Here is a 26,443-nt window from a genome sequence, read left to right as displayed (position 1 = left end):
CAAATCGCTAAGCTCAGGCGGTGCCGCCGGTCGCCGATAGCAGCCGCGGATCGATCCCGGCGCGGGCGAACCCCGCCTCCCAGCGCTGCTCGACCGGCGTGTGGAACAGGACCGCGTCGTCGCCCGCGACATTGAACCAGCCGTGGCGGGTGAGCTCGGCATCGAGCTGCCCCTCGCTCCAGCCGGCGTAGCCGAGCGCCGGTAGCCACCGCGACGGCCCGGTGCCGCCGGCAATCGCGCGCAGGACGTCGACGGTGCCCGACAGCGACCAGCGCCCGGCGACATCGATCGTGTCCGCGCCGTTCCAGTCGCGCGAGTGGAGCACGAAGCCGCGCCGCGGCTCGACCGGGCCGCCCAGGTGGACCGCCACGTCCGGCGCCTGGCCGACGGCGATGTCGAGCTGCTTCAGCACGTCGTGGAAACTGATCGAGTCGATCACGGTGCCGATCCCGATCCCGAGCGCCCCTTCCTCATCATGGCTGCACAGCGCGATCACCGATCGCTCGAAGCGCGGATCGCCGATGCCCGGCATCGCGAGCAGCAGCTGGCCGGTCAGGAAGGGAGAGGAGATCATGGCAGCGAACATAGGCAAGCGCCCTGCCGCCCGCCATGCTTGAAAAATCCGGATTGCCCGTCACTTATTCGCGGGTCGCCGCGCCACTCGCGGCGCGATGGAAGGATCAAAAGCCCATGTCGATCAAGGTCGGTGACCGCATTCCCGCCTCCACCGTCGTGAAGGTGACCCCGGACGGGCCGGAGGCGGTCGACACGGAAGCGTTCTTCGCCGGTCGCACGGTGGCGCTGTTCTCCGTCCCCGGCGCCTTCACGCCGACCTGCTCGGCGCGGCACCTGCCCGGCTTCATCGACAAGGCGACGGAGCTGAAGGCCGGCGGCGTGGACGAGATCGCCTGCACGGCGGTCAACGACGCCTTCGTGCTCGGCGCCTGGAGCGGGCAGAACAAGGCCGGGGACACGGTCACCATGCTGGCGGACGGCAACGCCGACTTTGCCCGCGCCGTCGGCCTGACGATGGACGGAACCAAGTTCGGCATGGGCACGCGGGCGCAGCGCTATTCCATGCTGGTCCGCGACGGCGTGGTCGAGCAGCTTCACGTCGAGGAGCCCGGCGAGTTCAAGGTCAGCTCGGCCGAGCACCTGCTGGCCCAGCTCTGAGCGGAACCGGCGCGCGCAGGCGGTCGTTGATGAACCGGAACCATCAGGAGTGCGAACCATGGCCGACGACAGCACCACCACCGCCGACGAGATGAGCGCGGACGATGCCAAGAGCTTCTTCACTCAGGCGCAGGCCAAGGTGACGGAGGCGGTGCACGCCGCGATCGAGGCGGCCAAGGAGAACCCGAAGACGGCCGCCGCGATCGCAACCGGTGCCGCAGCCGCAGTGGGCGCCGCCGCTTACGGCGTGACCAAGCTGCGCGAGGACGACGGCGGAACCAAAAAGTCCGGCAAGTAGATACCCCTGCCCGCCGCCGCGTGAGCTGGCGCGGCGGCGACTTGCCTCTGTCACGACCGGGGCGTAGCGCTGCTCGATGACTCAAGCAGAAACGATCGTGGCCGAGCTGGAGCGGCTCTACACCGCCTCCGTCGAGCGGCTGAAGGCGGCGCTCACCCGTTACCTGACCGACGGCACGCCGCCCTCGCCCGCCTCGCGCGTCAACGGGGCGTTCGCCTATCCCGAGATCCGGCTGACCTACTCGCCGGGCGAGGAGCACCGCCCGACGCCGCTCCGCTCCTTCGGGCGGCTGGTGTCGCCGGGCGAGTACGCCATCTCCGTCACCAAGCCGGCGATGTTTGGGCCCTACCTGATCGAGCAGCTCACCCTGCTGATCGAGGATTACGAGGTCGAGGTGCGCGCGGCCGAGGGCCGACAGGAGATCCCTTTTCCCTACGTGCTCGATCCGGGCCACGCGCTCGCGCTCGACGAGGTGTCGGCGCTGGAGCTCGCCCGGCACTTCCCGGCAACCGAGCTCGCCCACATCGGCGACGAGATCGCCGACGGCATCTATGAGGCGCCGGACGGTCGTCGTCCGCTCGCACTGTTCGATGCGCTCCGCACCGACTTCAGCCTCGCCCGGCTGCGCCACTATACCGGCACGCCGCCGGAGCACGTCCAGCGCTACGTCCTGTTCACCAACTACCACCGCTACGTCGACGAGTTCGTCCGCTGGGGCGCGTCGCAGCTCGGCGAGCAGACCCGCTTCACCGCGCTGTCGGGGGCGGGCGGGATCGTGATCGATAGTCCTGAGGACGTCGACAAGATGGTGAGCGACAGCGCATGGCGGCGGCACCAGATGCCCGCCTACCACCTGATGGCGGCGGACGGCACCGGCATCACGCTGGTCAACATCGGGGTCGGTCCGTCCAACGCCAAGACGATCTGCGATCACCTGGCGGTGATGCGCCCGGAGGCGTGGCTGATGATCGGCCACTGCGGCGGGCTCCGGCCGTCACAGCGGATCGGCGACTACGTCCTTGCCCACGCCTATCTGCGCGACGATCACGTGCTCGACGACGTGCTGCCGCCCGAGATCCCCGTGCCGGCGATCGCGGAAGTGCAGGTCGCGATGGCACGCGCGGCGGAAACGGTGTCGGGCCAGTCGGGGGAGGAGCTGAAGCGCCGGCTGCGTACCGGCACGATCGTCACCACCGACGACCGCAACTGGGAACTGCGCTTCTCGCAGTCGGCGCTGCGCTTCTCGCTCAGCCGCGCGGTCGGCATCGACATGGAGTCCGCGACGATTGCGGCGCAGGGCTACCGCTTCCGCGTGCCCTACGGCGCGCTGCTGTGCGTGTCGGACAAGCCGCTGCACGGCGAGCTGAAACTGCCCGGTCAGGCCAACCGCTTCTACGAGCGGGCGATCAACGAGCATCTGCGGATCGGCGTCGAGACCTGCGAGGAGCTGCGGCGCGAGGGGCCGAAGCTGCACAGCCGCAAGCTGCGCGCATTCAGCGAGCCGCCGTTCCGCTGATATTCGGCGCCGTGCCGCGGAACCCTTTGCAGTCCCGAACGATTTGCCCGCGTAACGACTGCTTGGAGTGATCGCGCATGGCCGATACGCCGACCCCGCCCACGCCGCCCCGGCGCAAGGCCGCCACCACCCCGCGCAAGTCGAGCCGGGCGACCCCGCCCAAGCCGGCGGCGCCGAGCAGCGACGCGGGATCAGACGACGCGGAGGCGAAGGCCGAGGCGCCCGCGCCCAAGGTCCGCAAGGCTCCCGCCCCGCGCAAGGCCGCGACGCGCACAGCGTCCACTAAGGCACCGGCCGCCCGCAAGCCCCGCGCGCCCAAGACGCCACCCACCGTCGCTACCCGCGCACGCCGGACGGTCAAGTCGGCGACCGACGCGGTCAGCGACACCGCCAAGTCGACCCGCAAGGCCGTTACCGGCTCCGCCCCGGTCAAGTACGTCGCCGATACCAGGGAGAAGATGGGCAGCCGCAACTTCTTCGCCGCGCTGTTCGGCGGGGCCGCGGCGATCGGGGCGGCCGTGGGCGGCGTCTTCTACCTCCTGCGAGACGGCAATCCGGCCACCCGCAAGACCGGCGCACACCAGCCGGATGGCACCGACTCCACCGCCTCGTTCGAGGCCGGCATCGCCGATGAGGGCACAATCCCCGAGCAGCTGCCGAAGATCGGCTGAGGACGGCGCTACGTCGTCAGCGCAAAGTCGACCCAGATCGTTACGATCCGCTCCATCTCTCCGCCCGCAACCGGCGGGGGCGCCGCTGGCGAGGGCGGCGGCGGGGCTGCATTTTGCGAGGCGATCACCACGAAGTCCATCGGTCGCGCGCTGTTTCCGCGTTCGCTGACCCGGATCACGCGAGCGACCCGTAAGCCAAAGTTCCTGGCATAGTCTTCCGCCTCAGCCTTCGCCTGCGCAATCGCCGCGTCACGCGCCTCGGCCAGTCCCTTGTCGCTGTCCTGCGTGCCCAGGTTGGGCCCGTTGACCGAGTTCGCGCCTGCCCCGAAGGCGGCGGCGATTACCCCCGGCGCGGTGGCCAGTCGGGTGATCGTCACCGCGACGCTGTTCCGCGCGACATACCCGGTGATCTGCGGTTGCCCCTCGTAATCGTTTGGTGACGCACGGGCGAAGCGCGGCTGGACGTTGATCTGCTGGGTGCGGATCTTGCGCTCCTCGACACCAGCCCTGCGCAAGGCGGCGATCACGCGAGCCATGTCCCGGGCATTGGCGTCCGTAGCCTCCTGAGCGGTCGTGCCGGCCGAGACCACACCTGCGCTGACGAAGGCCGTGTCCGGCAGGTAGGTCGCGCGCCCCTCCGCCTGCACCTCCAGCAGCGTCTCGCCGGGTGCGAGCACGCCGACTGGAGCTGCGCCCTGCAACAGCAGCAGCGCTGCGATTGTGATCGGGATCATCTGGCCGTCTCCTCCGACAGGAATTGTACGATGGAGGCGCCGAGCTCCGGCTTCACCACCGCACTCATGTGGCCGCCCGGGATCGGGTGGTAGCGGCCGTTTGGCAGTGCGGCGGCGAGCGCGCGGCCGTCGCCGACCTCGTCGTCCTCGTCGCCCATCACGACCAGCGCCGGCTGGCGCGCCGCCGCGATCGCCTCGGCCGGCGTGTCGGTGAAGGTGTCCAGCACCCGCAGCAGCGCGACCGGATCGCCGCCGCTCGTCTTCATGAACGCTTCCGCCATGAACGCGGGCGAGCCCCGCTTGTGCGTGCCGAGGTTGGTCAGCACGCCGCGGAAGTAGTCGGAGCGGCGGTGGACGTCGGTCAGCCCCTCCAGCCCCATGCCGCAGAAGATCACGCGCGCCGGCGTCGCGCCCGTCGCCAGCATCCGCGCCGTGGTGCGCGCACCGAGCGAGTAGCCGCCAAGATCGTAGTCGCTCAGCCCCAGATGCGCGACCAGCGCATGCCCGTCCTTCGTCAGCGCGTCCGCGGTGTAGGCGCCCGCGTCGTGCGTCGTCGTGCTCGCGCCGTGTCCGCGCAGGTCGGGCATGATCACGCGAAAGCCCGCCGCGGCGATCTGCGCGGCGTGCCCGTACTTGATCCAGTTGACCTCCGCCGTGCTGAAATAGCCGTGGATCAGGACGACCGGCCGCCCTTCCCCCACCTCGCGCCAGGCGATCCGCTCGCCGTCGAAGCTCTCGAAAAAGCGGGTGTCAGTCGGGGAGCTTGCCACAGGCCTCCATCCATCTCTTCACGACGTTCTCGTTATCCTCGCTGCGTTTACGCGGAAGCGTGCTCGTGTCGATCCATGCTTCGTGCATGCTCTCCGCCGCATAATGATGCCGCGGCACGAACGAAGACGGGTCATCGAAGCTGGCGACGGTCAGGTCTATCCACTCGCTGTCCGGGAACTCGAAGGTGAGCGACGTGCCGCAGGTCGCGCAGAACCCGCGCCGGGCGATCGGCGATGACGCGAGGTAATCGGGCGTGCCTTCCCACCGGACGTCCGCCTTTCTGATGCTCGTGAACGCGATCGATACGTTGCCCGTGATCCGCTGGCACATGCGGCAGTGACACAGATAGGCGTCGACACTCTCGACCTGAGCGACATACCGCTTTGCGCCGCAGAAACATCCACCGGCCATCGCCCTCATCGCCACTCTCCTGCATGTACGATTGCACTCTGCGCAACCGCGGCAATCTAGCGTAACATAAGCCTGCTTATTATGTGCACGCCATGAGCGACAGCATAGGGTTCCTGATCGGCGATGTCTCGCGCCTGATCCGTAAGCGGTTCGATGAGCGTGCGCGGACGCTCGGCTCGACGCGGGCGCAGTGGAAGACGCTGCTGATCCTCTCCCGGAACGAGGGAATCAACCAGGGTGCGCTAGCCGATCTGCTGGAGGTCGAGCCGATCACCCTGTCGCGGATGATCGATCGCCTGGAGGAAGCCGGGCTGGTCGAGCGGCGCCGCGCACCGGGTGACCGCCGCGCCTGGCAGATGTTCCTGACACCCGCGGCAGACCCGGTCCTGCGCCAGCTTCGCGCCCACGCCGATGCCCTAACGGAGGCCGCCTTCGACGGCATCGACGCGGGCATGCGCGCGCAGCTGACCGACGCGCTGGCCCGCATCCGCGACAACCTGCTCCACCCCGATTTCGCACGAGAGGCCGCCCATGGCTGACGCCGACCCCCGCATCGACACAGCCGACGCCCGTGTCGCCGACGCGCCCGCGCCGACCAAGCGGCGTTGGCTGCGGCCGCTGCTGATGTTCGGCATTCCGCTGATCGTCATCGGCGTCGTCGCCTATCTCTGGGCGACGTCCGGCCGGTTCGTGTCGACCGACAACGCCTATGTGCAGCAGGACAAGGTGTCGGTCGCGAGCGACGTCGCCGGGCGCATCGTCGCGGTCAACGTCCGCGAGAACCAGCTGGTCAAGGCGGGCGATCTGCTTTTCCGGATCGATCCCGATCCGTACCGGATCGCCGTCGAGCAGGCGAACGCGCAGATCGCGGGCGCGCAGGTGTCGCTCCAGACACTCCGCGCGACCTACGCGGGCACCAGCGCCGACATCGCCGCCGCCACCGACCAGATCGCCGCCGCGCAGGAGGATTACCAGCGCCAGTCGGAGCTGATGAAGCGCGGCTTCACGACCCGCGCGCGCCTGGAACAGTCGCAGCACGGGCTGGAGCAGGCGCGTGCGACGTACCAGAATGCCGTCGCCGACGCGAACGAGGCGCGCGCACGGCTCGCGACCGGCGCCGCGGTGCCGGGCGAGAACCCGCAGATCGCCGCCGCCCGGGTCGCGCGAGCCAAGGCGCAGCTCGACCTGTCGCGCACCGAGGTGCGCGCCCCCGTTTCGGGCCAGATCAGCCAGGCCGACCGGCTCCAGGTCGGGCAGATGATGGTCACCGGCCTGCCCGCCGTCACCATCGTCGCCGATGCGCGCTCATGGGTGGAGGCGAACTTCAAGGAGACCGATCTCGCCCGCATGCGCGTCGGCCAGCCCGCGGAGGTCAGCTTCGACGCGTACCCGGGCCTCCACCTGCGCGGTCACGTCCAGTCGATCGGCGCGGGCACCGGCAGCGAGTTCTCCGTGCTGCCCGCGCAGAACGCCAACGGCAACTGGGTCAAGGTGACTCAGCGCGTCCCGGTGCGGATCGCGATCGACGAGAAGAGCCCGCGCCAGCTGATCGCCGGCCTCTCCGCCGACGTCCGCGTGGACGTGCGGAATTAAGCGTGGCCACCGCTGCCGCCCCGGCCGGTCGCGGTCGGCCGTCCGCCCCCGCCCCCCAGTCCGGCGCTGCGCTCCACACCAGCAATCGGCCGCTGCTGACACTCGGGGTCATGCTGGCGACGATCATGCAAATCCTCGATTCCACGATCGCGAACGTGGCGCTGCCGCATATGCAGACGGCGCTCGGCGCGACGGCCGACACGGTGACGTGGGTGCTGACGAGCTACATCGTCGCGTCCGCCATCGCGATCCCGATCACCGGCTGGCTCGCCGACCGGATCGGCAGCCGCAACCTCTTTCTCTGGTCGGTCGCGGGGTTCGTCGTCTCCTCCGCGCTGTGCGGCATGGCCAACAGCCTGACCGAGATGGTGCTGTTCCGCGTTCTCCAGGGAGTGAGCGCCGCCTTCATGAACCCGCTCAGCCAGACGGTGCTGCTCGACATCAACCCGCCCGAACGGCAGGGCAAGGCGATGGCCGTCTGGGGCATGGGGATCATGGTGGGCCCGATTCTCGGCCCGGTGATCGGTGGGTGGCTGACCGACAACTACAACTGGCGCTGGGTCTTCTACGTCAACTTGCCACTCGGCGTGTTCTGCTACGCGGTGCTGTGGTGGCTGCTGCCCTCGCGCGCGGTGAACAAGCGTCACTTCGACGTGTTCGGCTTCACCCTGCTGGCGCTCGGCATCGCCGCGCTGCAGCTGATGCTCGACCGCGGCCAGACGGAGGACTGGTTCTCCTCGGCGGAGGTGGTGGTGGAGGCGCTGGTCGCCTTCGTCGCGCTGTGGATGTTCGCGGTCCACCTCGTCATCGGCAGGCGGCCGATGTTCGATCGCGAGCTGTTCCGCAACCGCAACCTCGTCACCGCGGTCGGCTTCATGCTGGTCGTCGGCCTGGTCATGATGGCCACGATGGCGCTGCTGCCACCGCTGATGCAGCGCATCTACGGCTATCCGGTGCTCGACACCGGGCTGCTGCTGATGCCGCGCGGTTTCGGGATCGTGCTGTCGATGTTCGCCGCGGCGCAATTGCAGCAGCGCGGGTTCGATCCGCGCATTCTGGTCGGGGTCGGCTTCGTCGTCGCCGCCTTCTCGCTGTGGGAGATGACGACCTGGACGCTGGTGATGGAGACCCACGTCTTCGTCATATCCGGGTTCGTCCAAGGCCTGGGGCTCGGCCTCGTGTTCATGCCGCTGAACGGCATGGCCTTTGCGACGCTGCCGCCGCACTACCGGACAGAGGGTTCGAGTCTCATGAACCTGATGCGCAACATCGGCGCGTCGGTCGGCATCTCCGCGGTAACGGCGCTGCTCGCGCGCAACGTGCAGACCGCGCATGCCGACATCGGCGCTTCCGTGACGTCCAACACCGTCTCCGCCTTCGACCCCACCATGCTGCAGAGCTACGGCATGGCCGCGGACACGGTGATGGCGATGGTGGATGCGGAGGTGAACCGCCAGGCGGCGATGATCGCCTACCTGGACGACTTCCTGATGATGGCAGTGGTCACGGCGCTGTCGATCCCGCTCGTCCTGTTCCTCAAGCGCCCTCCACGCGCCAGCCGAGCGGAGAAGGCGGCGCCGGTCGATCTGCACTGACCAGAAAAGCCACGGAAACGCGCGGTTCGCGGTGGATGTCACGCGCGTGACAAAGCTTTTCTGCGGCGCACGGCCTTATCGCAATGCACAACGCCGCTCCCTAGGTGGCGCCTCCGAAAGGAAGGCTGCTCCATGTTAAAGACGATTGCCGCAGCGGCGGCGCTCTCCCTCCTGGCTGCGGGTTGCTCGTCCGAGCCGGCGGCGAGTGCGAACGACTCCGATCTGAAGCTCCGCACGCTCACCATGACCAACATGGCCGCGCCGCTCCGCCCCTCCTACCCGATCGAGGGCGACCTGATCCCGACGCCGTCCGACCAGCGGACGCGCTACTATCTGCTGCAGCACCGCCGCCCGATCCTGGCCGGCACGGTGGTCGCGCTGCTGCGCGAGGAGAAGGGCAACAAGGCCGCTTATGCCCGGGTCGAGATCGACTGTGCCAAGCGGCTGTTCCACATCGTCGGCGTGGGTAACCGCCGCGCCTTTGCCGAAACGTCGTTCAAGCGCGACGGGCCGCTCCGTTCGATGGCGGGCTTTCCGCTGCGCGAGGAGATCGCCCGCTACGTCTGCGAGCGTCAGGGAACGCCGCTCGCCTGATCCGCGGCTTGCGGGAGACGGCGGCGTCCGCCACAGCGCGGAAAAGCACGCGCAGGAGAGCCCCATGTCCCCCGATCCCGTCGTCATCGTCAGCTATGGCCGCACTCCAATGGGAAGCTTTCAGGGCGCGCTGACGGAGGCGACGGCGACCGCACTCGGCGCGACGGCGGTCGGCGCGGCGGTCGAGCGGGCGGGACTGAAGGGCCCGGCGATCGAGCGCATCTACATGGGCTGCGTGCTGCCCGCGGGGCTGGGTCAGGCGCCCGCGCGACAGGCGGCGATCCGCGCCGGTCTCGGCGAGCATGTCGAGGCGACCACCGTCAACAAGATGTGCGGATCGGGCATGCAGGCCGCGATCATGGCGGCCGACACGCTCGCCGCCGGCTCCGCCGATCTGGTCGTGGCGGGGGGCATGGAGAGCATGACCAACGCGCCCTATCTCTCCACCCGCCACCGCGGCGGGGCGCGGATCGGGCACGACCGGCTGATGGATCATATGTTCCTCGACGGGCTGGAGGACGCCTACGAATCCGGCAAGGCGATGGGCGTGTTCGCGGAGGACGCGGCGACCGAGTACCAGTTCACGCGCGCCGCGCAGGACGACTATGCCATCGCGAGCCTCACCCGCGCACAGAAGGCACAGGCGAGCGGCGCGTTCGACCGGGAGATCGTGCCCGTCGAGCTGACCGGCCGGCGCGGCACCACCAACGTGACGCTCGACGAGCAGCCGGCCAAGGGTGACATCGCGAAAATACCGACGCTCAAGGCCGCGTTCGCCAAGGAAGGCACGATCACGGCCGCCAACGCCTCCTCGATCTCCGACGGCGCGGCCGCGCTGGTGATGACCCGCGCGAGCGTCGCCGAGCGGCTGGGGCTCAACCCGATCGCGCGGGTCGTGGCGCACGCCGCCCACGCCCACGCGCCGGCGCGGTTCACGACGGCACCCGTATTCGCGATGCGCAAAGCGCTGGAGCGCGCCGGCTGGGAGCTGGGTGACGTCGACCTGTTCGAGGTGAACGAGGCGTTCGCCGTGGTCGCGATGATCGCGATGCGCGATCTCGGCATCGCGCACGACGTGCTGAACGTCCATGGCGGCGCCTGCGCGCTCGGCCACCCGATCGGCGCGAGCGGCGCACGGGTGCTTGCGACGCTGCTGTCGGCACTGGAAACGACGGGGCAGAAGCGCGGCCTGGCCTCGCTCTGCATCGGCGGCGGCGAAGCAACGGCGATGGCGGTGGAGTTGTTGGACTGAGCGGATGCGAACCGTCAGTATTGCACTTCCGCGAGCTTCTTCCGGTACAACCAGCGCGTCATGCAGTCGCGATCGACGCCCGAATAGGCGATAGCGACCGGCTGTCCGGTCGTCCGGTCGCGCCTAACCTCCCACAGGGTGAAGCGCGACGGGCTGAACGCGCAAGCTCGCGCGGCCTCCTGACGCAGATCGTCATCATCCTGCGCACAGCCTGGCAAGCTCAGCAGAAGCGGCAGCAGGTAAGCGCGCTTCACGTCGCGAGACCTGTCACCGCGCAACGATCGCCGTTTGGATCCACCAAATCCAGCGAGTAGCACCGGTTGAACTCGGTCAGCGTGTAGTCGCCGAACGGCGCGCACGGATTGAACCCCGCCGCCTCGTACATCGCCCGCGCTGCGGCGAAGGCATCGTTGGCGCCGGTTTCCAGGCTCACCCGCGTGAACCCGGCCGCGCGTGCCTCGCTGATCAGGTGCGCGAGCATCGCGCGGCCGACGCCCTGGCGCAGACAGGCGGGGGCGGTCCGCATAGACTTGAGTTCGCCGTGCTCCGCCGGCAGCCGCTTCAGCGCTCCCAATCCCGCCAGCGCATTCTCGTTCCAAGCCGCCCAAAGTGCGATGTCCGGGTGCGCCAGCCCCGACAGGTCGAGCGCGAAGACGCTGCCCGGCGGCGAGTTGCGGTGCGCCTCGCGCATGTGATGATCGAGCAATGCCACCACTTGCGGGTCGTTCAGCGCCGCGCGGGCGAAGCGCAGGCTCACTCGATCTCCTCGCCTGGATCGACCCCCCACAGGTGGATGGCCTCGACGTAGCCGGCACGCCCGCGGACGTCGAACCAGCACCAGCCGCTCGTGCACTTGCTGATCCGCCCGACCACGCCGGGCGCCGCGCGGTACTGGACGCGCCCGCCCGTCCGCGGGGTGTCGCGCAGTTCCAGCACGGTGTCGACGACGATGGCGGTGCGCGTCTCGGTCAGCAGTGCGCCGAGCATCCACCCCTGTGTGCCGCCCGGATCCTCGACCTTGCGCCATTCCTTGTAGATGTCGATCACCTTGATCGGCAGCCCGGCGCGGACGTAGAGCCAGCTTGCCGGGTAGTTGCGGCCCGGGCCCGTCCGCATCATCGCCTTGCCGGCCGAGATCGACGCGAAATAGGGCGTGGCGCGGCGCTGCGCCTCGACTGCCCCCGGCAAGACGAGCCCCGCGACCACCACCGCCCCGATCGTCACCGCTGCCCGCATCACCTGTCCCCTTGCCCGACCGGACACTAGCGAGCGGGCGGCTCCCGTATCAACCATTCACTGCCGCCCTACGCCTCTGAACCCTGTCGGCGGCGTCGTGCCTAATCTGCGTTAGTGTTTGTCTTTCCAGCGCTTTAACCTTCGTCCGTTATCGCGCAAAGCCATGATCGGCGGAGTTTCTCGGTGAAGGCGCGCGAGCCCAGGCACAAGGTGTTCGTGCGCGCGCGCATGAACTGTGCCGGCACCTGGCAGGACATCACCGTCCAGAACGTCTCGAAACGGGGGTTGCTGGTGCGCCCGGCCGAGGCGGTGCCGAAGCGCGGGGACTATGTGGAGGTTCGCCGCGGCGCGCTGAAGATCGTTGCGCGGGTGGTCTGGTCGGCAGGGCCGCTGTTCGGCGCGCGCACTCAGGACGCCATCGACATCCCCGCGCTCACCGCCGCTCGTGCCGCGCCGGTCACGGCTCCGACGGAGGCGAACTCTCCCGTCGCCGAGCGGCGCGAGCGGCCCCGCGTCGAGGAGATCGCGGCGCGCAGCCAGCGCCGCGCCGCCGCGTTCCAGCACATGGTGCTGCTCGCCGGGATCGTCGCGGTCGCGCTGGTGATCGGCGCGACGCTGTTCGACGTGGTTGATCGCCCCTTCGCCGCGGTTCGGCAAGCGATGGCAGGCAATTCCTGAGGTTCCGGTCATCCGAGCTTACGCAGGAGGCTCGATCAAGAGGCGCACGCCCGCGGCACGAGCTCCCAGCGTCCCCGGGATGACGCCTGCTCAGTCCCCCGTCAGGATGCGGTCGACCAGCTGCTTCACCGTCGGCACGAAGCCGTTCGAGTAGAACGGATCCCGCTTGAACTGATAGGCCGCGTGGCCGGCGAACATCAGGTTCTGGTCGGTCGGACCGCCGTGCGCGATGTCCTGCAGCGTCTTCTGAATGCAGAAGGAGCGCGGGTCGGCGAGGCGCCCGGTGGAGTTCGTCTCCGTGTCCGCCCAGGACGAGAAGCTGCACTGGCTGAGGCACCCCATGCAGTCGGCCTGATCCTTGCGGATCGTGCCCTTCTCCTCCGCGGTCACGAACACAAGCGTGTTGTCGGGCGTCTTCAGCGCCTCCGTGAAGCCGAGCCCGTACCACTCGCGGGCGCGCATGAGATCGCCGAGCGTGACCCAGAAGTTGCGGCCCTTTACCCCGACGTCGAGCTGGTGGGTGTGGTCCCCCGCCTGCTGCGCAGAGAAGGCAATCTGCCGCTCCGAGCGCGCCTCCAGGTTGCGGAGGAACGGGTTGCGGACCGCGGAGGAGTAGAAGCCGGTCGGCGAGAAGCGGTGGAGCAGCACCTCGCCCGGCTCGATCTCCATCAGCTTGGCCTTCCACTCGGCCGGGATCGGGCTTTCCTGGGTCAGCAGCGGGCGCGTTCCGAACTGAAAGGCGATGCGCCCGAGCTCCGGATTGTCGATCCAGTCGCTCCAGTCGCGCAGGTACCAGACGCCGCCCGCCATCACGATCGGCACGTCGTCGCTGATGCCGCCCTCGCGCATCGTTTCGCGCAGCGCCTTCACCCGCGGGTACGGGTCCTCGGGCGCGAGCGGGTCCTCCGCGTTCGACAGGCCGTTATGGCCGCCGGCCAGCCAGGGATCCTCGTACACCACCGCCGCCAGCCACTCGGCCGCTTTCGAGTACGCCCGCTTCCACAACGCGCGAAAGGCGCGTCCGGAGCTCACGATCGGCAGATAGCTGACGCCGTAGGAGGCCGCGATCTCGCTGAGCTTGTACGGCATGCCCGCGCCGCAGGTCACGCCCGAGACGAGCCCGCGGGTCCGCTCCAGCACGCCGTGAAGGATCCGCTGCGCGCCGCCCATCTCCCACAGCACGTTGATATTGATCGCACCCGCGCCGCCGGCGATGTCCCAGGCGCGCTTGACCTGCTGCACCGCGCCCTCGATCGCGTACTCGACCAGTTCCTCGTGCCGCGCGCGCCGGGTCAGCGCGTGGTAGACCTGGGGGATGATCTTGCCCTCGGGATCGTAGCTGTCGGCGTTGACCGCCGACACGGTGCCGATTCCGCCGGCGGCCGCCCAGGCGCCGGCAGAGGCGTGATTGGTCGCCGCCACGCCCTTGCCGCCCTCGACCAGCGGCCAGACCTCACGGCCCCCATAGACGATCGGCGTCAGACCCTTGAACACGCTACCTCCACCAGATGCCCCATCGCGGCGCCGTTACCCGCTATATGGCAAAATTGCGACTGTTATCGCGAAGGCCAGAGCGCGCCGGGACGGCCCAGTGCGCCTTCGTACAGCGCCGCATAGGCCGCGATGGTCGCACTCTCGTCAAACAACGCGCGCGCGCGCGCCTGGTTCGCCTGGCCGACCCAGCGCCGCGTCTTCTCATCCTGCACCAGCCACGTCAGCCGGTCGCGCAGCGCCACCTCGCTGCGATCCTCGGTCAGATACTGGCGGTTGGGCTCGCTCACCATCTCGGCCACGTCTCCGACCGTCGGGGAGACCACCGGCAACCCGGCGGCCATCGCCTCCATGACCACGATCGGCTGCTGCTCGCTCCTGGAGGACAGCGCGAAGATGTCGAACGTCCCGATGTAACTAGCCGGATCGGGCAGGAAACCGGCGAGCACCACCTGATCGTGGAGGAACATGGCATCGACCGCGTCCTCGATCGCCTGCCGATCCGGCCCCTCGCCGACGATCACCAGCCGCACCTTGCCCGGCACGCCACCGAAGGCGCGAACCAGCAGCGGCAGGTCCTTGACGGCGCGCAGGCCGGCGACGGTGCCGATCACCACCTCGCCCGGGCGGCGAGTGAAGCCGGGGATCGCGTCCTTCCCGGGCTTGGCCGCGTAGCGCATCGTCGGCACGCCGTTGGAGATGCGGTGGACGCGTGCCGGCGGCTGCTTCCACACGTCGAGCGCGATCTGCTCCAGCAACTGGCTCGGCACCGCCAGCGCGTGTGCGGCGGGCAGCGCCAGGCGGCGGTACATGTTGCGGACCGGCAGCAGGCGGGTGGCCTCGTCGGAGTTGAAGCCGTCCTCGTGGTGGACCACCGGCGGCGCGCCCCTGCCGAACACGCGCCGCGCCATGACTCCGTCGATCGCTCCCCAGTTGTAGGTGAGCACCAGATCGAAGCGTCGCATGTAGCGCGCGATCGCCTCGTAGCGCTTGACCGAGGGCTTGCCGGTCAGCGGCGGCGGGTTCTGCGCGATCTGGTAGTCGATGGAGCGCGCGATCGCCCGCTCCGCCCCGGTCTGGTCGGGGACGCCCGACACGATCGTGTGCCGCGCCCGCTCGCCCCAGGCGTTCATCAGCCGCACCGCCCGCGCCTCCTTGCCGCCGAGCGAGAAGCTCGAGTGGAGGTGAAGGATGTTGACCGGCGGTCCGCTCAAATCTCGACCTGGCTTCCCAGCTCCACCACGCGGTTGGTCGGCAGGCGGAAGAACTCCATCGCGCTCTCCGCATTGCGCAGCATCCAGGCGAACAGCTGCTCGCGCCAGATCGCCATGCCCGGCTTGTCGGAGGGGAGGAGCGTCTGGCGGGCAAGGAAGAAGCTGGTGTCCATCATCTTGAACTCAGCCCCGCACGCCCCGACCGTCTTGAGCGCGGCGGGCACGTCGGGTTCCTGCATGAAGCCGAAGCGCAGGACGATGCGGTGGAAGCCCTGGCCCAGGTCCGACTGCTCGACCCGCTTGTGGTCGGGCACGAAGGGAACGTCGACGATCTTGACCGTCAGGAGCACGACACGCTCGTGGAGCACCTTGTTGTGCTTGAGGTTGTGGAGCAGCGCGTGGGGCACGCCGTCCGCGGTGGAGGTCATGAACACCGCGGTGCCCGGCACCCGCGTCGCCGAGTTGGCGGCGGACTGGATGAAGATCTTCATCGGCATGGCAGCCTCGGCCAGCCGCTCGATCATCAGCGATCGACCCTTGGCCCAGGTGGTCAGCAGGATGAAGACGACGATCCCGACCAGGAGCGGGAACCAGCCGCCGTCCGGCACCTTGGTCAGGTTGGAGGCAAAGTACATGCCGTCGATGATGACGAACACGGTGACGAACGCCGCCACCAGGGCGATCGGCCACTGCCACACGCGGCGGAACAGCACTCCCATCATGCAGGTGGTGATGAACATCGTGCCGGTGACCGCGATGCCGTAGGCGGCGGCGAGGTTCGACGATTCCTGGAAGCCGAGAATCAGCAGCAGCACCATGGTCAGCAGCGCCCAGTTGATCGTCGGGATGTAGATCTGCCCCGCCTCGCTGGCGGAGGTATGATCGATCCGGATGCGCGGCATGAGGCCGAGCTGGACCGCCTGCTGGACCACCGAATAAGCGCCGGTGATCACCGCCTGGCTGGCGATCACGGTCGCCATAGTAGCCAGGATCACCAGCGGCAGGCGGAAGTCCTCGCTCGCCATCAGAAAGAAGGGGTTCTCCGCCGCCGCGGGATCGTCGAGCAGCAGTGCGCCCTGCCCCAGATAGTTGAGCATCAGGGCCGGCAGCACCGGGAACGCCCAGGCGAACTGGATCGGCCGCCGCCCGAAATGCCCCATGTCGGCGTAGAGCGCCTCCGCACCGGTCACGCACAGCACGACCGAGCCCAGCGCCAGAAAGGCGAGCCCTCCGTCGGTGACCGCGAACTGCACCGCCCACCACGGATTGAGCGCGAGCAGGACGTCCGGACGATCGATGATCTTCAGCAGGCCCATGACCGACAGCGTCACGAAGTAGATCAGCATGATCGGCCCGAACAGCTTGCCGACCTTGGCCGTGCCGACCGACTGAAGGTAGAACAGCCCGACCATGATCCCGACCGCGATCGGGATCACCCAGCTGTCGAATCCCTCCTGCACGGTCGCCAGCCCCTCGACCGCGGAGAGGACCGAGATCGCGGGCGTGATCATGCAGTCCCCGAAGAACAGCGCGGTCGCGAGCACGCCAAGCATGACAAGGCTCGGTCCCCATCGGCCACCGCCCGACTTGCGCTGGATCAGCGCGAGCAGCGCCAGGCTCCCGCCCTCGCCATTGTTGTCGGCGCGCAGGATCAAGAGGACGTACTTAAGCGTCACGATCAGGATCAGCGACCAGAACATCAGGCTGATCACGCCGAAGATGTGGAGTTGGTCGACCGCGAGCGGGTGATGCCCGACGAACACCTCCTTCATCGCGTAGAGCGGGCTGGTGCCGATGTCGCCGTAGACGACGCCGATCGCGCCCACCGCGAGCTTGGCCAGCCCGTCCTTCGCGTGCGGGTGTTCAAGGTCGGCGGGTGGTGAGTCGGCGGATGTGGTCGGGAGCGCGTCGCTCACCGGCGGATGTCCGTGGCCGGATGTCCGGCGGTGATGGTCATGGTCACGACCCTGGGCGCCTCTGTTGGCATCAGGTCGGCGCAGCTAGCACTCCGCCGAACGCGCCGCAACGCACAATCAGGACGGCGCCGTACCACCCAGGATCGCGTCCGCCTCGCCCCTGGTCGGCACCTCGCGCAGGACAAAGCTGCTGCTGATTGTCAGGACGCCCGGCAAGCGGCCGAGATGCTCGCGGTGCAGCCGCTCGTAATCGTCGAGGTCGCGGCACACGATGGTCAGCCGATAGTCCTGGTTTCCCGACACCAGCGCGCAGGCGACCACGCCCGGGATGTCGCCGACCGCCGCCTCGAAGCGGGCGAGGTCCTCCTCCACCTGCGTCGACAGGGTGATGTCGACCAGCGCGCGCACCTTGAAGCCGAGCGCGCGGCGGCCGAGTCGGGCCGCATAGCCGGTCACCCGCCCGCTCGCCTCCAGCGCCTGCAACCGCCGTGTGCAGGCGGACTGCGACAGCCCGACTCGCGCGGCGATCTGACTGACGGACAGCCGCGCGTCGGCGGCGACGATGCGCAGAATATTGGTGTCTATACGGTCGATGTGCATGGCTTGGTCGCTTACAGGTTCCTAGGCGCGCAATCCATGCGTCAAAGGTGACTCTCCGCCTAAACTTTGCAGGGATCGTCAGCGCGCGATGCGCTATGACGGTCGCAACAAATCAGCTGGAGAGCAGGTCATGCGCGTCGGTGTGCCGAAGGAAATCAAGAACCACGAGTACCGGGTCGGACTGACCCCACCGTCGGTCGCCGAGCTGGTCGCCGCCGGCCATGAGCTGATCGTGGAGACGAACGCGGGTGCCGGCATCGACTTCACCGACGCCGACTACCAGGCGGCCGGCGCCCGGATCGTCGCGACGCCGGCGGAGGTGTTCGCCCAGAGTGACATGATCGTGAAGGTGAAGGAGCCGCAGGCGCAGGAGATCGCGCTGCTGGAGCCGCGCCACCTGCTCTTCACCTACCTCCACCTCGCGGCCGACAAGCCGCAGGCGGAGGGGCTGATGAAGTCGGGCGCGATCTGCATCGCCTATGAGACGGTGACGTCGCGCAGCGGCGCGCTGCCGCTGCTGAAGCCGATGTCGGAGGTCGCCGGCCGCATGTCGGTGCAGGTCGGCGCGCACTATCTGGAAAAAGAGCAGGGCGGCCGCGGCGTCCTGCTGGGCGGCGTGCCGGGCGTCGCGCCGGCCAAGGTTGCGATCCTGGGCGGCGGCGTGTCGGGCGTGAACGCCGCGCAGATGGCGGTCGGGATGCGCGCGGACGTCACCATCTACGACATCAACAACGACCGCTTGGCCGAGCTCGACATGTTCTTCTCCAGCCAGATCAAGACCGCCTACGCCAGCAAGGCGGCGATCGCGGCGGCGGTGAAGAACGCCCACCTGGTGATCGGCGCGGTGCTGGTCCCGGGCGCCGCGGCGCCCAAGCTCGTCACGCGTGAAATGGTGAAGACCATGAAGCGCGGATCGGTGATGGTCGACATCGCGATTGACCAGGGCGGCTGCTTCGAGACCAGCCACGCGACCACCCACCAGGACCCGGTGTTCGAGGTCGACGGCGTGATCCACTATTGTGTCGCCAACATGCCGGGCGCGGTTGCGCGCACCTCCGCGTTCGCGCTCAACAACGCCACCCTCCCCTTCGCGCTGCGCCTCGCGAACCATGGCGCCGAGGCTGCGATGAAGGCGGACGCGCACCTCGCCAACGGTCTCAACGTCTACAAGGGCAAGATCGCGTACCAGGCGGTCGCCGACGACCTCGACCTCGCGTACGAGGCGTGGAACGGATAAGGAACAGCGGCGTTCGTGGCAGCGAAAGGATCTCACCGCCATGACCGACAATCCCAAGGACCATCCCTCCGGCAATGCCGTCAAGGATCCCGACGACTGGACCACCGGTGACGAGCCGATGACCGGAGCGCAGGCGAGCTACCTCAAGACGCTGTCGGAGGAGGCTGGCGCCGAGTTCGACGACTCGCTCAGCAAGGCGGACGCGTCCAAGAAGATCGACGAGCTGCAGGAGCAGACCGGGCGCGGCACGAGCTGAACCCTGGTCGCCTTATCAAGTAGTTCGAGGAGCGGTGCACCCCGACAATCGTCGGAGTCCACCGCGCTCGGCTCGGTTGCTATCGCGGTTCGCCGGTAGAGGCCGCTTGCGCTTCCGGCGGATTCGCTAGTCGGCAGGCGGCAACCATTCCGCGAGCAATCCGATGTGCTCACCCTTGAGCTGCGCAAGCGACGCACCGTCGATGACCAGTGGCGCTTCCGGCGTCAGCACCGCTTCGGCCCGGAGCTCCGGGTCGAGGGTCAGCCACTCGCGTACCGCCTGCGCCAGGCTCGTCACCTCGGCGACCGTCTCCCCGCCACGCGGCACATTCTCGAGTGCCGCGCTCATGCGCCAGTCAAGTTCCGGCGAGGCGGCGTCGCCCCATGTTGCCTCTGCCATGCACCATCCTTCCCGCTGATCGGTGCGATGGGAGCGTAGGAGGTTAGCGAAGGTTCCCCGCCCCGCTCGCGATCAGCGCCTCCAGCAGCGTCAGCCGCCGTCCGATCTCCGCGCGGTAGGTCAGCGCATCCGGCGTGATCGCGTAGGCGCGCAACCACCAGCGCTGCGCCTCGCCGAACTGCCCGGCGCGGACCAACGCCAGCCCCAGGAAGTATGGCGGGGCGGGATGATCGGGGGCGAGCTGCATCGCCCGGTTAAAGGCGAAGCGTGCAGCTGGCGACACCGTCCCGTCGTGCTCCGCATAGGCCGTGCCGAGCCCGGTCCACAGCGCCGCGTTCTGCGGCTGCGCGTTGACGCCACCGAGCAGCAGCCGAACCGCGTTAGCCTGCGCGCCCGAGCGCTCCAGCGCGTCGGCGGCAAAGAAATACGGCTCGGCCGAGGTGAACCGTCCCCACATCCGGGTCCGTAGCTCGGCGACGCCGGGGTCGAGCGTGCTGCCGGCGCGCGCTGTCGCCGCCGGCCGTCCGGCGAGCCCCGGCCGACCCTGCAGCGCGTAGCCGGTGGCCCCGAGCATTAGCGCCGCGCCGATGAACGAGGCGAGCGTGCGCGGCGCGCCGAGCAGCCGGGTGAGACCGAAGGCAGCGGCGCCGATCGCGAGCAGGATGAGCCAGCCCATCAGGACCGCCTGCGCCGGAAGCTGGCGCGCGCGACGATCAGCCCGACCACGAGCAGGGCGATGGGCGCCAGCCACAAGGGCGCGGTCAGCGCGGTGAGCGGCGGATCGTAGCTGACATATTCGCCGTAGCGTGCGATCAGCCAGTCGCGCACGTCGCCCGCGCGCTCGCCGCGCGCGATCCGCTGCCGCACCAGCGCGCGCATGTCGGCGGCCATGTCGGCGTCACTGTCGGCGATCGACTGGCCCTGGCAGACCAGGCAGCGCAGCGTCACCATCAGCGCCTGCGCCTCCGCCTCCTTGGCCGGATCGGCAAGCTGCGTGTTCGCGTAGCGCGCCGGCGAGGTGGCGGCGACGAGCGTCAGCGCCGCGAGCGGAAGCAGCCACGCCCTCATCGTGCGCCCTTCACCAGCGCGGTGAGCCGCGCGACATCCTCGGCGCGCAGATCGCCGATGTGCTGCTCGACGATGCGGCCCTGCCCGTCGATCACGAACGTCTCCGGCACACCCGACGAGCCGAGCGCAAGCTGCACCGCGCTGGTTTGGTCGGCACCGATCGCGCGGAACGGATCGCCGTAGCGGGCAAGGAAGCGGGCGACGTCCTCCGGCTTGTCGCGGATCGCGATGGCGTCGATCGGCACCCCGGCGCGCGCCAGCGCGGCGAGCTGCGGCGCCTCCGCCGCGCAGGGCACACACCAGCTGGCAAAAATGTTCAGGAGTCGCGGCTCGCCGATGCGGAACGCGCGCGCGTCCAGCCCCGGCTTGCCGGGGACCGCTGCCGGCAGGCTGAAGCCGGGCAGCGCCTGCCCGACCAGCCGCGACCGCACCGTCCGGTCGGCGGGGCGGGTCAGCTCGGCCGCGACCAGCCACAGCACCGCGGCGAAGGCGATAAAGGGCAGCCAGATCAGCCAGCGCTTCACGCCCACGCCTCCTCATGGCGCAGCCGCGCGCGGCGAATGCGGCCGAGCAGCGAGAGCGCGCCGCCGAGCGCGATCAGCGCGCCGCCCGCCCAGATGCACGTCACAAACGGTTTCCACCACAGCCTGACCTGCCAGCGGCCGCCCGCGTCCGCATTGCCGAGCACGGCGTAGAGCTGTCCATCCCACAGCGTCGCGATCGAGGCCTCGCTGGTGGTGGTCGGCGGCTGGGCGAAGAAGCGCTGTTGTGGGCGCAGCACGAACGGCGCCGCGTCTCCGCGCTGCACGGTGAAGCGGCCTTCCAGCGCCGACCAGTTCGGGCCCATGGCAGGCTTCAGCCCGTCAAAGGTGACGCGGAACGGCCCGACGCCGACTTGCTCACCAGGCCGTGCGGCGATCAGCGTCTCGCGCGTGAAGGCGGCATCGGCGGCCATGCCGAACAGGCTGACCGCCACGCCCAGGTGCGCGATCACCATGCCCCAGGTGAACAACGGTGTCCGCGCCAGATTGCGTCCCCACAGCGGCGCGACGCTCGCCACCGCGAGACCGGCCGCCAGCACCAGCCCGGCGGACGACAGCACGCTCTTGAACGGCGCGAACAGCACCACCGCGCCGAGCGCCAGCCCGGTGGCGGCGACGGGCACCAGCAGCCGCCCGGCCAGCGCGTCCCAGCGGTCACGCCGCCAGCGCACCAGTGGCCCGGCTGCGAGCGCCACCACCAGCGCCAGCGCGATCGGACCCGCCGCCTTGTCGAAGAACGGCGGCCCGACCGAGAGCTGCACACCGAAAGCGGACGCGACGATCGGGTAGAGCGTGCCGATCAGCACCACGCCAAGGATGACGCTGAGCAGCAGGTTGTTGAGCACCAGCCCGCCTTCCCGGCTGAGCAGCTCAAAGGTGGTGCCGGTCTTCACCGTGCCGATGCGGAGCGCGAACAGTGCGAGCGCACCGCCGATGTATAGCGCGAGCAGCGCGAGGATGAAGGTGCCGCGGCTGGGGTCGACGGCGAAGGCGTGGACGCTGGTCAGAATGCCCGACCGCACCAAGAAGGTGCCGATCATCGACATGGAGAAGGCAACCACCGCCAGCATCACCGTCCAGGCGCGCAGGCCGTCGCGGGTCGCGAGCACGGTGACCGAGTGGAGCAGCGCCGTGGCGGCGAGCCACGGCATCAGCGATGCGTTCTCGACCGGGTCCCAGAACCACCAGCCGCCCCAGCCGAGCTCGTAGTACGCCCAATAGCTTCCCGCGGTGATGCCGAGCGTCAGGAAGATCCATGCGCCGAGCACCCAAGGGCGCATCGCGCGCGCGAATGCCGGCCCGACGTCGCGGGTGACGAGCGCTCCCACCGCAAAGCTGAATGCGACCGACAGCCCGACATAGCCGAGGTAGAGTGTGGGCGGGTGGAAGGCGAGGCCCGGATCTTGGAGTAGCGGGTTGAGGCCGAGCCCGTTTGCAGGCGGCTGGGCGACCCGGGCGAAGGGGTTGGACGCGAACAGCAGAAAGGCGAAGAAGCCGAGCGCGATCGCCCCCTGGGCGCCAAGCGTCGCGACCAGCGGGCGCTCGTCGAGCCGGTGTTCGATCCGGGCGATCGCCGCGCCCGCGAGGCCGAGCACGGTGACCCACAGCAGCATCGAGCCCTCATGGTTCCCCCACACGCCCGAAATCCGGTAGAGCAGCGGCTTGGCCGAGTGGCTATTCTCCACCACCAGCAGCACCGACATGTCCGATCGCACGAACACCGCGACCAGGCACAGGAACGCGAGCAGCGCTAGCACGCCGCCCGTGACCGCGACCGGGCGCACTGCGGCGAGCACCTCCGCTTGCCCGCCGCGCAGCGCCACGCCGGCGAGCACCAGTTGCAGCAGCGCGACCGCGGCGGCGAGCCACAGCGCGGCGAGACCGGCCTCCGCGATCATCGCTCCAGCGTCTCGGTCTTGTGGAGCGCGCCGGCGACTTCGGGCGGCATGTAGCGCTCGTCGTGCTTGGCGAGGATGGTGTCGGCGACAAAGGTACCGGCGGTGTCCAGGCGACCCTCCGCGACGACGCCGCTGCCCTCGCGGAACAGGTCGGGGAGGATGCCGCGGTAGGTGACGGGGGTGGTCGCTTGCCCGTCGCCCACGACGAAGCGGGTGGTGACGCCGTCGGCGGCCTTGCTGACCGATCCGCGCGCGACCATGCCGCCCAGCCGGATCGCGGTGCCGGCGGCGGGCGGCGCGCGCCGAAGGTCGGCGGGTGCGTAGAAGAAGGCGGCCTGGTCGCGCAGTCCGGACAGCGCGAGGAGTGCGGCGCCGGTGATCGCGAGCAGTGCGAGCAGCGCCAGAGTCAAGCGCTGATGCTTGGCCGTCATGACCGCCTGAGCGCCCGAGCAGCGTTCTCCGCGCGGCGCATCGCGCGGTAGGACAACGCGGCGACCAGCGCGCTCGCGCCGATCGTCAGCCCCCAGGCCGCGGTCACGAAGGGCCAGGCGTTCATGCCACCAGCCTGCGCAGCCGCGCCTCGACCTGCGCGTGGGCGAGTGCCGCGCGCATCCGCATCAGCACCACGGCGGCGAAGAACAGGGTGAAGCCCGAAAGGGTGAACGCCAGCGGCCACAGGATCGCGCCGTCGATCGCGGAGCCCGACACTGTGATGCTCGGCCCCTGGTGCAGCGTGTTCCACCAAACGACCGAGTAGCGGATGATCGGCAGCAGCACGGTGCCGCCGATCCCGAACAGCGCCGGGATACGCCCGTCCCCGCCCCGCTCCGCGTCGGCGCGGGCAAGCGCCAGATAGGCGAGGTACACAAAGAACAGCAGCAGCATGGAGGTCAGCCGCCCGTCCCACTGCCACCAGGTGCCCCAGGTCGGCCGGCCCCAAATCGCGCCCGTCGAGAGGCACAGGAACGCGAAGAGCGCGCCGGGCACGGCAATGGCGCGGGCGGCGATGTGGGCGAGCGGATGGCGCCATACCAGGTACGTCACCGATGCGATCGCCAGCCCGCTCCACCCGCCCATGCCGAGCCAGGCGGTCGGCACATGGATGTAGAGGATGCGGACGCTTTCCCCCTGCAGATAGTCGGCGGGCGTCCGTGTGAGCCCCGCCCAGGCCCCGATCGCGATCAGCGCCACGCCCACCCAGAACAGCCAGGGGGTGAGCGGTCGCGCAACCTTCAGGAAACGCGCAGGGTTGGCGAGGGCGTGGATGCTGGGCACTGCTGCGCGCCGGTTAGTCGATTTTGGCCCGGGCGTTAAGGGGTTCTCACTCCTCCGCGCGCAGATCGTCGTCCGACGGCTGGTACGCCAGGATGTCGCCGGGTACGCAATCGAGATAGCGGCAGATCGCGGCAAGCGTCGCGAAGCGCACGCCCTTCACCTTGCCGGACTTGAGCAGCGACAGGTTCGATTCGGTAATGCCGATCGCCTCGGCCAGCTCCTTGGAGCGGACCTTGCGCTGCGCCAGCACCACGTCGAGATTGACGACGACGGGGATCAGACGATCTCCGCCAGGTCGCGCTGCGCCTGCACCCCCGCCTCCATCGCCCACACCGCGGCGTAGGCGGCGACCGCGAGCATCAGGCCGGTCATGATCGACTTCGGATCGAGCACGATATGCCAATGCGCACCGGCAGGCGTGCCGGGATAGAGCAGCATCACCTCCAGGCTCTCCGCCAGCGGGCTCGACAACGCCCAAACAATCGCGGCGAGTGAGGCGCGTCGCAGCCACGGCAGCGCCTGTCCGAGCGCATCGCCGCCACCGCCGAGCCGCCGAAGCGCAAGCCCGACCCCGAACAGCAGCCCGGCGAATGGCACGAGGCTGACGGCCGCAACGCCCAGCGCGCCGACGCGCACGAGCGGGCGCCGGCGGTATGCCTCAAACCGCGCCAGCGCATCGGGTGAGCTTCGCACCTGCGTCTGTATCTCGCGTGGCAGCACGTCGATGGGCCCTTCGGTCACCTCGCAGTGCGGCCCGTTGCACAGCGCTAGCAGCTCCGGCGCAGCGGGGGCGAGGCAGATGACGGCCGCCAGGCAGAGGGCGGCCGCCAGGAAGAAGCCACCGGCGACTCGACAGATGCGCGCCTTTGGGCTCGTGAGCAGATGAGTAGCCGGCACTATATTCTTTCTGTTTGACAGCAATTTTTCCTCATTCTACGTCAAACGAGCTGGCTGCGCGACAGTCTTTTGGTGGGGTCTCTGGCAATGATGGTAAGATGCGGCGCAGTTTGCGCAGGGCTGGCGCTCGGCTGCGCGCCGGCGGCGGCGGAGGATCGTGGGTCGGCCTTGGAGATGGCCCGTGCCGAGATCGGCATCGGCGGCTATCGACATGGCGCCAACTTTCATCCGCTCGGCGACCGGCTGACCTTTCCCATCCGGCCGCCCGGCGTCGTCATCGACGGACAGGAGGAGGACGGCACGAACGACGCGCAGCTGATCTACCGCTCCCGGCCGCTTGCCATTCTGCTGAAGCCGCGGCTCGCCGCCAAGGCGCAGGTCAGCCTGGAGGGACGGACCAGCTTCGCCAGCCTAGGCGCGGAGTGGCGCCAGCACCTGCTCCGCGACCGGCTCTACGTGCAGGGCGGAATCGGCGTCGCGATCCACGACGGCTATCGCTTCACGCCCGATCCGTTCGCGCCCGGCATCACGCGGGACGAAGCGCTCCGGCGCTACGACATCTATCGTCGGCGCGTATCGTTCGGGTCGCAGGTGCTGTTCAATCCCAACGCCTCCGTCGGCGTGCGCCTCGATCGGCGCTGGGCGGCCGAGCTGTCGTGGGAGCACTTCAGCCATCGCCAGATCTTCGGCGAGCAGAACCCGGGGATCGACCTGCTCGGTCTGCGGATCGTCCGCACGCTCGGACGATGACGGCCTTCCTACTCTCCCTGCTGATCCAGGCAGCCGGAACACCGGCGCCGACGCCGATCGCGTACCGCGGCAACCTGACGCTCGAGATCGAAATTCAGCCGCCCGCCGGAACCGCGGCCGTCGCGACCAACGGCGACCTGGTTGTCACCTCGCTCGCCACCTACCACGCCAAGCTGTCGACGCGAACCGATCGCGCGACCCGGAGCAGGCAGTGCGTGCTGCGCCGCGGCTTCGGGCTGCCGGCGATCGACGCGGGGCTGTGCGGCTCGCTACTCGGCTGCATGGCCACCAGCCCGACCCGCGCGCTGGTCAAGGCCTGCATGCTCGGGCGACTCACGACCGAGCTCCAGCGCCACTACGGCGTCTCGCCACCGTAGC

At 69.2% G+C, this 26,443-nt stretch carries 35 protein-coding genes; 14 read left to right on the top strand and 21 right to left on the bottom strand.

The features are described 5' to 3' along the window. Positions 1-13: 13 nt before the first annotated feature. Complete coding sequence (locus CRO12_RS10255; RefSeq protein ID WP_097064292.1) at positions 14-574, bottom strand: YqgE/AlgH family protein; 561 nt, start codon at positions 572-574, stop codon at positions 14-16. A 116-nt stretch (positions 575-690) separates the two neighbouring features. Here CRO12_RS10255 and CRO12_RS10250 point away from each other — a divergent pair, with 116 nt between their 5' ends. From CRO12_RS10250 to CRO12_RS10235, 4 genes are all read left to right on the top strand, one after another. After that, the gene (locus CRO12_RS10250; protein WP_097063928.1) at positions 691-1,173 is read left to right on the top strand and encodes a peroxiredoxin; all 483 of its coding nucleotides are present in this window, start codon (positions 691-693) and stop codon (positions 1,171-1,173) included. A gap of 58 nt (positions 1,174-1,231) precedes the next feature. Continuing rightward, positions 1,232-1,471, top strand: a complete 240-nt coding sequence (locus tag CRO12_RS10245) for a hypothetical protein (protein WP_097063927.1) — start codon at positions 1,232-1,234, stop codon at positions 1,469-1,471. A 76-nt stretch (positions 1,472-1,547) separates the two neighbouring features. Next, on the top strand, positions 1,548-2,987 hold the full coding sequence (locus CRO12_RS10240; RefSeq protein ID WP_097063926.1) for an AMP nucleosidase: 1,440 nt from the start codon (positions 1,548-1,550) through the stop codon (positions 2,985-2,987). A gap of 77 nt (positions 2,988-3,064) precedes the next feature. Beyond that, the gene (locus CRO12_RS10235) at positions 3,065-3,658 is read left to right on the top strand and encodes a hypothetical protein (RefSeq protein WP_097063925.1); all 594 of its coding nucleotides are present in this window, start codon (positions 3,065-3,067) and stop codon (positions 3,656-3,658) included. An 8-nt stretch (positions 3,659-3,666) separates the two neighbouring features. Here CRO12_RS10235 and CRO12_RS10230 read toward each other — a convergent pair whose 3' ends face one another. Genes CRO12_RS10230 through CRO12_RS10220 form a run of 3 tightly spaced genes read right to left on the bottom strand, consistent with a single transcriptional unit; the run spans position 3,667 to position 5,583 of the window. Next, positions 3,667-4,392, bottom strand: coding sequence for an SIMPL domain-containing protein (locus tag CRO12_RS10230; protein ID WP_097063924.1), 726 nt, complete (start codon positions 4,390-4,392; stop codon positions 3,667-3,669). Beyond that, positions 4,389-5,162, bottom strand: coding sequence for an alpha/beta fold hydrolase (locus CRO12_RS10225; RefSeq protein WP_097063923.1), 774 nt, complete (start codon positions 5,160-5,162; stop codon positions 4,389-4,391). Before CRO12_RS10225 ends, CRO12_RS10230 begins: the two co-directional genes overlap by 4 nt. Then, entirely contained in the window at positions 5,143-5,583 is a 441-nt protein-coding gene (locus CRO12_RS10220; RefSeq protein ID WP_097063922.1) for a GFA family protein, read from the bottom strand. Before CRO12_RS10220 ends, CRO12_RS10225 begins: the two co-directional genes overlap by 20 nt. Before the next feature lie 83 nt (positions 5,584-5,666). Here CRO12_RS10220 and CRO12_RS10215 point away from each other — a divergent pair, with 83 nt between their 5' ends. The 5 genes from CRO12_RS10215 (at position 5,667) to CRO12_RS10195 (ending at position 10,608) form a co-directional block, all read left to right on the top strand. Further along, entirely contained in the window at positions 5,667-6,113 is a 447-nt protein-coding gene (locus CRO12_RS10215) for a MarR family winged helix-turn-helix transcriptional regulator (protein WP_097063921.1), read from the top strand. Next, the gene (locus CRO12_RS10210) at positions 6,106-7,167 is read left to right on the top strand and encodes an HlyD family secretion protein (protein WP_097063920.1); all 1,062 of its coding nucleotides are present in this window, start codon (positions 6,106-6,108) and stop codon (positions 7,165-7,167) included. Before CRO12_RS10215 ends, CRO12_RS10210 begins: the two co-directional genes overlap by 8 nt. A 2-nt stretch (positions 7,168-7,169) precedes the next feature. After that, on the top strand, positions 7,170-8,762 hold the full coding sequence (locus tag CRO12_RS10205; protein ID WP_281253411.1) for a DHA2 family efflux MFS transporter permease subunit: 1,593 nt from the start codon (positions 7,170-7,172) through the stop codon (positions 8,760-8,762). 132 nt (positions 8,763-8,894) lie between these two features. Beyond that, entirely contained in the window at positions 8,895-9,356 is a 462-nt protein-coding gene (locus CRO12_RS10200) for a hypothetical protein (protein WP_097063918.1), read from the top strand. Positions 9,357-9,420: 64 nt separating this feature from the next. Then, positions 9,421-10,608 (top strand): acetyl-CoA C-acyltransferase, encoded by a 1,188-nt coding sequence (locus tag CRO12_RS10195; RefSeq protein ID WP_097063917.1) that lies wholly within the window; start codon positions 9,421-9,423, stop codon positions 10,606-10,608. Between the two features lie 14 nt (positions 10,609-10,622). On the opposite strand, the gene CRO12_RS10190 is transcribed toward CRO12_RS10195, so the two are convergent. The 3 genes from CRO12_RS10190 to CRO12_RS10180 are packed head-to-tail and all read right to left on the bottom strand — an operon-like array spanning position 10,623 to position 11,844. Next, the gene (locus CRO12_RS10190; RefSeq protein WP_097063916.1) at positions 10,623-10,862 is read right to left on the bottom strand and encodes a hypothetical protein; all 240 of its coding nucleotides are present in this window, start codon (positions 10,860-10,862) and stop codon (positions 10,623-10,625) included. Beyond that, positions 10,859-11,365 carry a GNAT family N-acetyltransferase gene (locus CRO12_RS10185; protein ID WP_245858381.1) on the bottom strand — a complete coding sequence of 169 codons (507 nt, stop codon included), beginning with the start codon at positions 11,363-11,365 and terminating at the stop codon, positions 10,859-10,861. Before CRO12_RS10185 ends, CRO12_RS10190 begins: the two co-directional genes overlap by 4 nt. Then, positions 11,362-11,844 (bottom strand): SH3 domain-containing protein, encoded by a 483-nt coding sequence (locus CRO12_RS10180; protein WP_097063915.1) that lies wholly within the window; start codon positions 11,842-11,844, stop codon positions 11,362-11,364. The genes CRO12_RS10185 and CRO12_RS10180 overlap by 4 nt, the downstream gene beginning before the upstream one ends. Positions 11,845-12,027: 183 nt before the next feature. Between CRO12_RS10180 and CRO12_RS10175 the strand changes: the two genes are divergently transcribed. After that, positions 12,028-12,522, top strand: coding sequence for a PilZ domain-containing protein (locus tag CRO12_RS10175; protein ID WP_097063914.1), 495 nt, complete (start codon positions 12,028-12,030; stop codon positions 12,520-12,522). Positions 12,523-12,612: 90 nt separating this feature from the next. Here the strand turns inward: CRO12_RS10175 and CRO12_RS10170 are convergent, their stop codons facing one another. The 4 genes from CRO12_RS10170 to CRO12_RS10155 all read right to left on the bottom strand — a co-directional run bounded on the left by CRO12_RS10170 (position 12,613) and on the right by CRO12_RS10155 (position 17,743). Then, entirely contained in the window at positions 12,613-14,016 is a 1,404-nt protein-coding gene (locus CRO12_RS10170) for an NAD(P)H-dependent flavin oxidoreductase (protein WP_097063913.1), read from the bottom strand. Between the two features lie 62 nt (positions 14,017-14,078). Further along, positions 14,079-15,227 carry a glycosyltransferase gene (locus CRO12_RS10165; protein ID WP_245858379.1) on the bottom strand — a complete coding sequence of 383 codons (1,149 nt, stop codon included), beginning with the start codon at positions 15,225-15,227 and terminating at the stop codon, positions 14,079-14,081. Beyond that, positions 15,224-17,143 carry a potassium transporter Kup gene (locus CRO12_RS10160; protein ID WP_097063912.1) on the bottom strand — a complete coding sequence of 640 codons (1,920 nt, stop codon included), beginning with the start codon at positions 17,141-17,143 and terminating at the stop codon, positions 15,224-15,226. The genes CRO12_RS10165 and CRO12_RS10160 overlap by 4 nt, the downstream gene beginning before the upstream one ends. Before the next feature lie 117 nt (positions 17,144-17,260). Beyond that, entirely contained in the window at positions 17,261-17,743 is a 483-nt protein-coding gene (locus CRO12_RS10155) for an Lrp/AsnC family transcriptional regulator (RefSeq protein WP_245858377.1), read from the bottom strand. A gap of 130 nt (positions 17,744-17,873) precedes the next feature. On the opposite strand from CRO12_RS10155, the gene ald reads away from it, so the two are divergent. Together ald and CRO12_RS10145 are read left to right on the top strand one after the other, a co-directional pair. Next, positions 17,874-18,980, top strand: a complete 1,107-nt coding sequence (ald, locus tag CRO12_RS10150; RefSeq protein WP_097064288.1) for an alanine dehydrogenase — start codon at positions 17,874-17,876, stop codon at positions 18,978-18,980. Between the two features lie 40 nt (positions 18,981-19,020). Beyond that, entirely contained in the window at positions 19,021-19,236 is a 216-nt protein-coding gene (locus CRO12_RS10145; protein ID WP_097063911.1) for a DUF3072 domain-containing protein, read from the top strand. Positions 19,237-19,362: 126 nt separating this feature from the next. Here CRO12_RS10145 and CRO12_RS10140 read toward each other — a convergent pair whose 3' ends face one another. From CRO12_RS10140 to CRO12_RS10100, 10 genes are read right to left on the bottom strand one after another with little or no spacing between them, the layout of a single operon-like run. Next, positions 19,363-19,635, bottom strand: coding sequence for a hypothetical protein (locus CRO12_RS10140; protein ID WP_097063910.1), 273 nt, complete (start codon positions 19,633-19,635; stop codon positions 19,363-19,365). 43 nt (positions 19,636-19,678) lie between these two features. Beyond that, positions 19,679-20,311, bottom strand: coding sequence for a tetratricopeptide repeat protein (locus tag CRO12_RS10135; protein ID WP_097063909.1), 633 nt, complete (start codon positions 20,309-20,311; stop codon positions 19,679-19,681). Then, positions 20,311-20,703 carry a cytochrome c-type biogenesis protein gene (locus CRO12_RS10130; protein ID WP_097063908.1) on the bottom strand — a complete coding sequence of 131 codons (393 nt, stop codon included), beginning with the start codon at positions 20,701-20,703 and terminating at the stop codon, positions 20,311-20,313. The genes CRO12_RS10135 and CRO12_RS10130 overlap by 1 nt, the downstream gene beginning before the upstream one ends. Continuing rightward, positions 20,700-21,227, bottom strand: coding sequence for a redoxin family protein (locus CRO12_RS10125; RefSeq protein WP_097064287.1), 528 nt, complete (start codon positions 21,225-21,227; stop codon positions 20,700-20,702). Before CRO12_RS10125 ends, CRO12_RS10130 begins: the two co-directional genes overlap by 4 nt. Beyond that, positions 21,224-23,143 (bottom strand): heme lyase CcmF/NrfE family subunit, encoded by a 1,920-nt coding sequence (locus CRO12_RS10120; protein WP_097063907.1) that lies wholly within the window; start codon positions 23,141-23,143, stop codon positions 21,224-21,226. Before CRO12_RS10120 ends, CRO12_RS10125 begins: the two co-directional genes overlap by 4 nt. Then, positions 23,140-23,574 carry a cytochrome c maturation protein CcmE gene (ccmE, locus tag CRO12_RS10115; RefSeq protein ID WP_097063906.1) on the bottom strand — a complete coding sequence of 145 codons (435 nt, stop codon included), beginning with the start codon at positions 23,572-23,574 and terminating at the stop codon, positions 23,140-23,142. The genes CRO12_RS10120 and ccmE overlap by 4 nt, the downstream gene beginning before the upstream one ends. Beyond that, positions 23,571-23,699 (bottom strand): hypothetical protein, encoded by a 129-nt coding sequence (locus tag CRO12_RS18475; protein WP_281253410.1) that lies wholly within the window; start codon positions 23,697-23,699, stop codon positions 23,571-23,573. Before CRO12_RS18475 ends, ccmE begins: the two co-directional genes overlap by 4 nt. Further along, entirely contained in the window at positions 23,696-24,418 is a 723-nt protein-coding gene (ccmC, locus tag CRO12_RS10110) for a heme ABC transporter permease CcmC (protein ID WP_097063905.1), read from the bottom strand. The genes CRO12_RS18475 and ccmC overlap by 4 nt, the downstream gene beginning before the upstream one ends. Positions 24,419-24,464: 46 nt before the next feature. Next, a complete protein-coding gene (locus CRO12_RS10105; protein ID WP_425443011.1) occupies positions 24,465-24,668 on the bottom strand; it encodes a helix-turn-helix domain-containing protein in 204 nt (67 codons plus the stop codon). A gap of 26 nt (positions 24,669-24,694) precedes the next feature. Then, positions 24,695-25,315 carry a hypothetical protein gene (locus CRO12_RS10100; protein WP_097063904.1) on the bottom strand — a complete coding sequence of 207 codons (621 nt, stop codon included), beginning with the start codon at positions 25,313-25,315 and terminating at the stop codon, positions 24,695-24,697. A gap of 174 nt (positions 25,316-25,489) precedes the next feature. Between CRO12_RS10100 and CRO12_RS10095 the strand changes: the two genes are divergently transcribed. Together CRO12_RS10095 and CRO12_RS10090 are read left to right on the top strand one after the other, a co-directional pair. Then, positions 25,490-26,065, top strand: a complete 576-nt coding sequence (locus CRO12_RS10095) for an acyloxyacyl hydrolase (protein ID WP_245858375.1) — start codon at positions 25,490-25,492, stop codon at positions 26,063-26,065. Further along, positions 26,062-26,442 carry a hypothetical protein gene (locus CRO12_RS10090; RefSeq protein ID WP_097063903.1) on the top strand — a complete coding sequence of 127 codons (381 nt, stop codon included), beginning with the start codon at positions 26,062-26,064 and terminating at the stop codon, positions 26,440-26,442. Before CRO12_RS10095 ends, CRO12_RS10090 begins: the two co-directional genes overlap by 4 nt. The last annotated feature ends 1 nt before the right edge of the window (position 26,443 follow it).

It is taken from the genome of Sphingomonas guangdongensis, assembly GCF_900199185.1.
GTDB lineage: Bacteria > Pseudomonadota > Alphaproteobacteria > Sphingomonadales > Sphingomonadaceae > Sphingomonas > Sphingomonas guangdongensis.
Note: the sequence above shows the minus strand (reverse complement) of the source record. Positions and strands in the feature narration are given on the sequence as shown.

Coding starts and splice junctions, on each gene's coding strand:
- CRO12_RS10255 (WP_097064292.1), bottom strand. CDS start 574: ATGATCTCCTCTCCCTTCCTGACCGGCCAGCTGCTGCTCGCGATGCCG.
- CRO12_RS10250 (WP_097063928.1), top strand. CDS start 691: ATGTCGATCAAGGTCGGTGACCGCATTCCCGCCTCCACCGTCGTGAAG.
- CRO12_RS10245 (WP_097063927.1), top strand. CDS start 1,232: ATGGCCGACGACAGCACCACCACCGCCGACGAGATGAGCGCGGACGAT.
- CRO12_RS10240 (WP_097063926.1), top strand. CDS start 1,548: ATGACTCAAGCAGAAACGATCGTGGCCGAGCTGGAGCGGCTCTACACC.
- CRO12_RS10235 (WP_097063925.1), top strand. CDS start 3,065: ATGGCCGATACGCCGACCCCGCCCACGCCGCCCCGGCGCAAGGCCGCC.
- CRO12_RS10230 (WP_097063924.1), bottom strand. CDS start 4,392: ATGATCCCGATCACAATCGCAGCGCTGCTGCTGTTGCAGGGCGCAGCT.
- CRO12_RS10220 (WP_097063922.1), bottom strand. CDS start 5,583: ATGAGGGCGATGGCCGGTGGATGTTTCTGCGGCGCAAAGCGGTATGTC.
- CRO12_RS10215 (WP_097063921.1), top strand. CDS start 5,667: ATGAGCGACAGCATAGGGTTCCTGATCGGCGATGTCTCGCGCCTGATC.
- CRO12_RS10210 (WP_097063920.1), top strand. CDS start 6,106: ATGGCTGACGCCGACCCCCGCATCGACACAGCCGACGCCCGTGTCGCC.
- CRO12_RS10200 (WP_097063918.1), top strand. CDS start 8,895: ATGTTAAAGACGATTGCCGCAGCGGCGGCGCTCTCCCTCCTGGCTGCG.
- CRO12_RS10195 (WP_097063917.1), top strand. CDS start 9,421: ATGTCCCCCGATCCCGTCGTCATCGTCAGCTATGGCCGCACTCCAATG.
- CRO12_RS10180 (WP_097063915.1), bottom strand. CDS start 11,844: ATGCGGGCAGCGGTGACGATCGGGGCGGTGGTGGTCGCGGGGCTCGTC.
- CRO12_RS10155 (WP_245858377.1), bottom strand. CDS start 17,743: ATGCACATCGACCGTATAGACACCAATATTCTGCGCATCGTCGCCGCC.
- ald (WP_097064288.1), top strand. CDS start 17,874: ATGCGCGTCGGTGTGCCGAAGGAAATCAAGAACCACGAGTACCGGGTC.
- CRO12_RS10145 (WP_097063911.1), top strand. CDS start 19,021: ATGACCGACAATCCCAAGGACCATCCCTCCGGCAATGCCGTCAAGGAT.
- CRO12_RS10140 (WP_097063910.1), bottom strand. CDS start 19,635: ATGGCAGAGGCAACATGGGGCGACGCCGCCTCGCCGGAACTTGACTGG.
- CRO12_RS10135 (WP_097063909.1), bottom strand. CDS start 20,311: ATGGGCTGGCTCATCCTGCTCGCGATCGGCGCCGCTGCCTTCGGTCTC.
- CRO12_RS10130 (WP_097063908.1), bottom strand. CDS start 20,703: ATGAGGGCGTGGCTGCTTCCGCTCGCGGCGCTGACGCTCGTCGCCGCC.
- CRO12_RS10120 (WP_097063907.1), bottom strand. CDS start 23,143: ATGATCGCGGAGGCCGGTCTCGCCGCGCTGTGGCTCGCCGCCGCGGTC.
- ccmE (WP_097063906.1), bottom strand. CDS start 23,574: ATGACGGCCAAGCATCAGCGCTTGACTCTGGCGCTGCTCGCACTGCTC.
- CRO12_RS18475 (WP_281253410.1), bottom strand. CDS start 23,699: ATGAACGCCTGGCCCTTCGTGACCGCGGCCTGGGGGCTGACGATCGGC.
- CRO12_RS10095 (WP_245858375.1), top strand. CDS start 25,490: ATGGCCCGTGCCGAGATCGGCATCGGCGGCTATCGACATGGCGCCAAC.
- CRO12_RS10090 (WP_097063903.1), top strand. CDS start 26,062: ATGACGGCCTTCCTACTCTCCCTGCTGATCCAGGCAGCCGGAACACCG.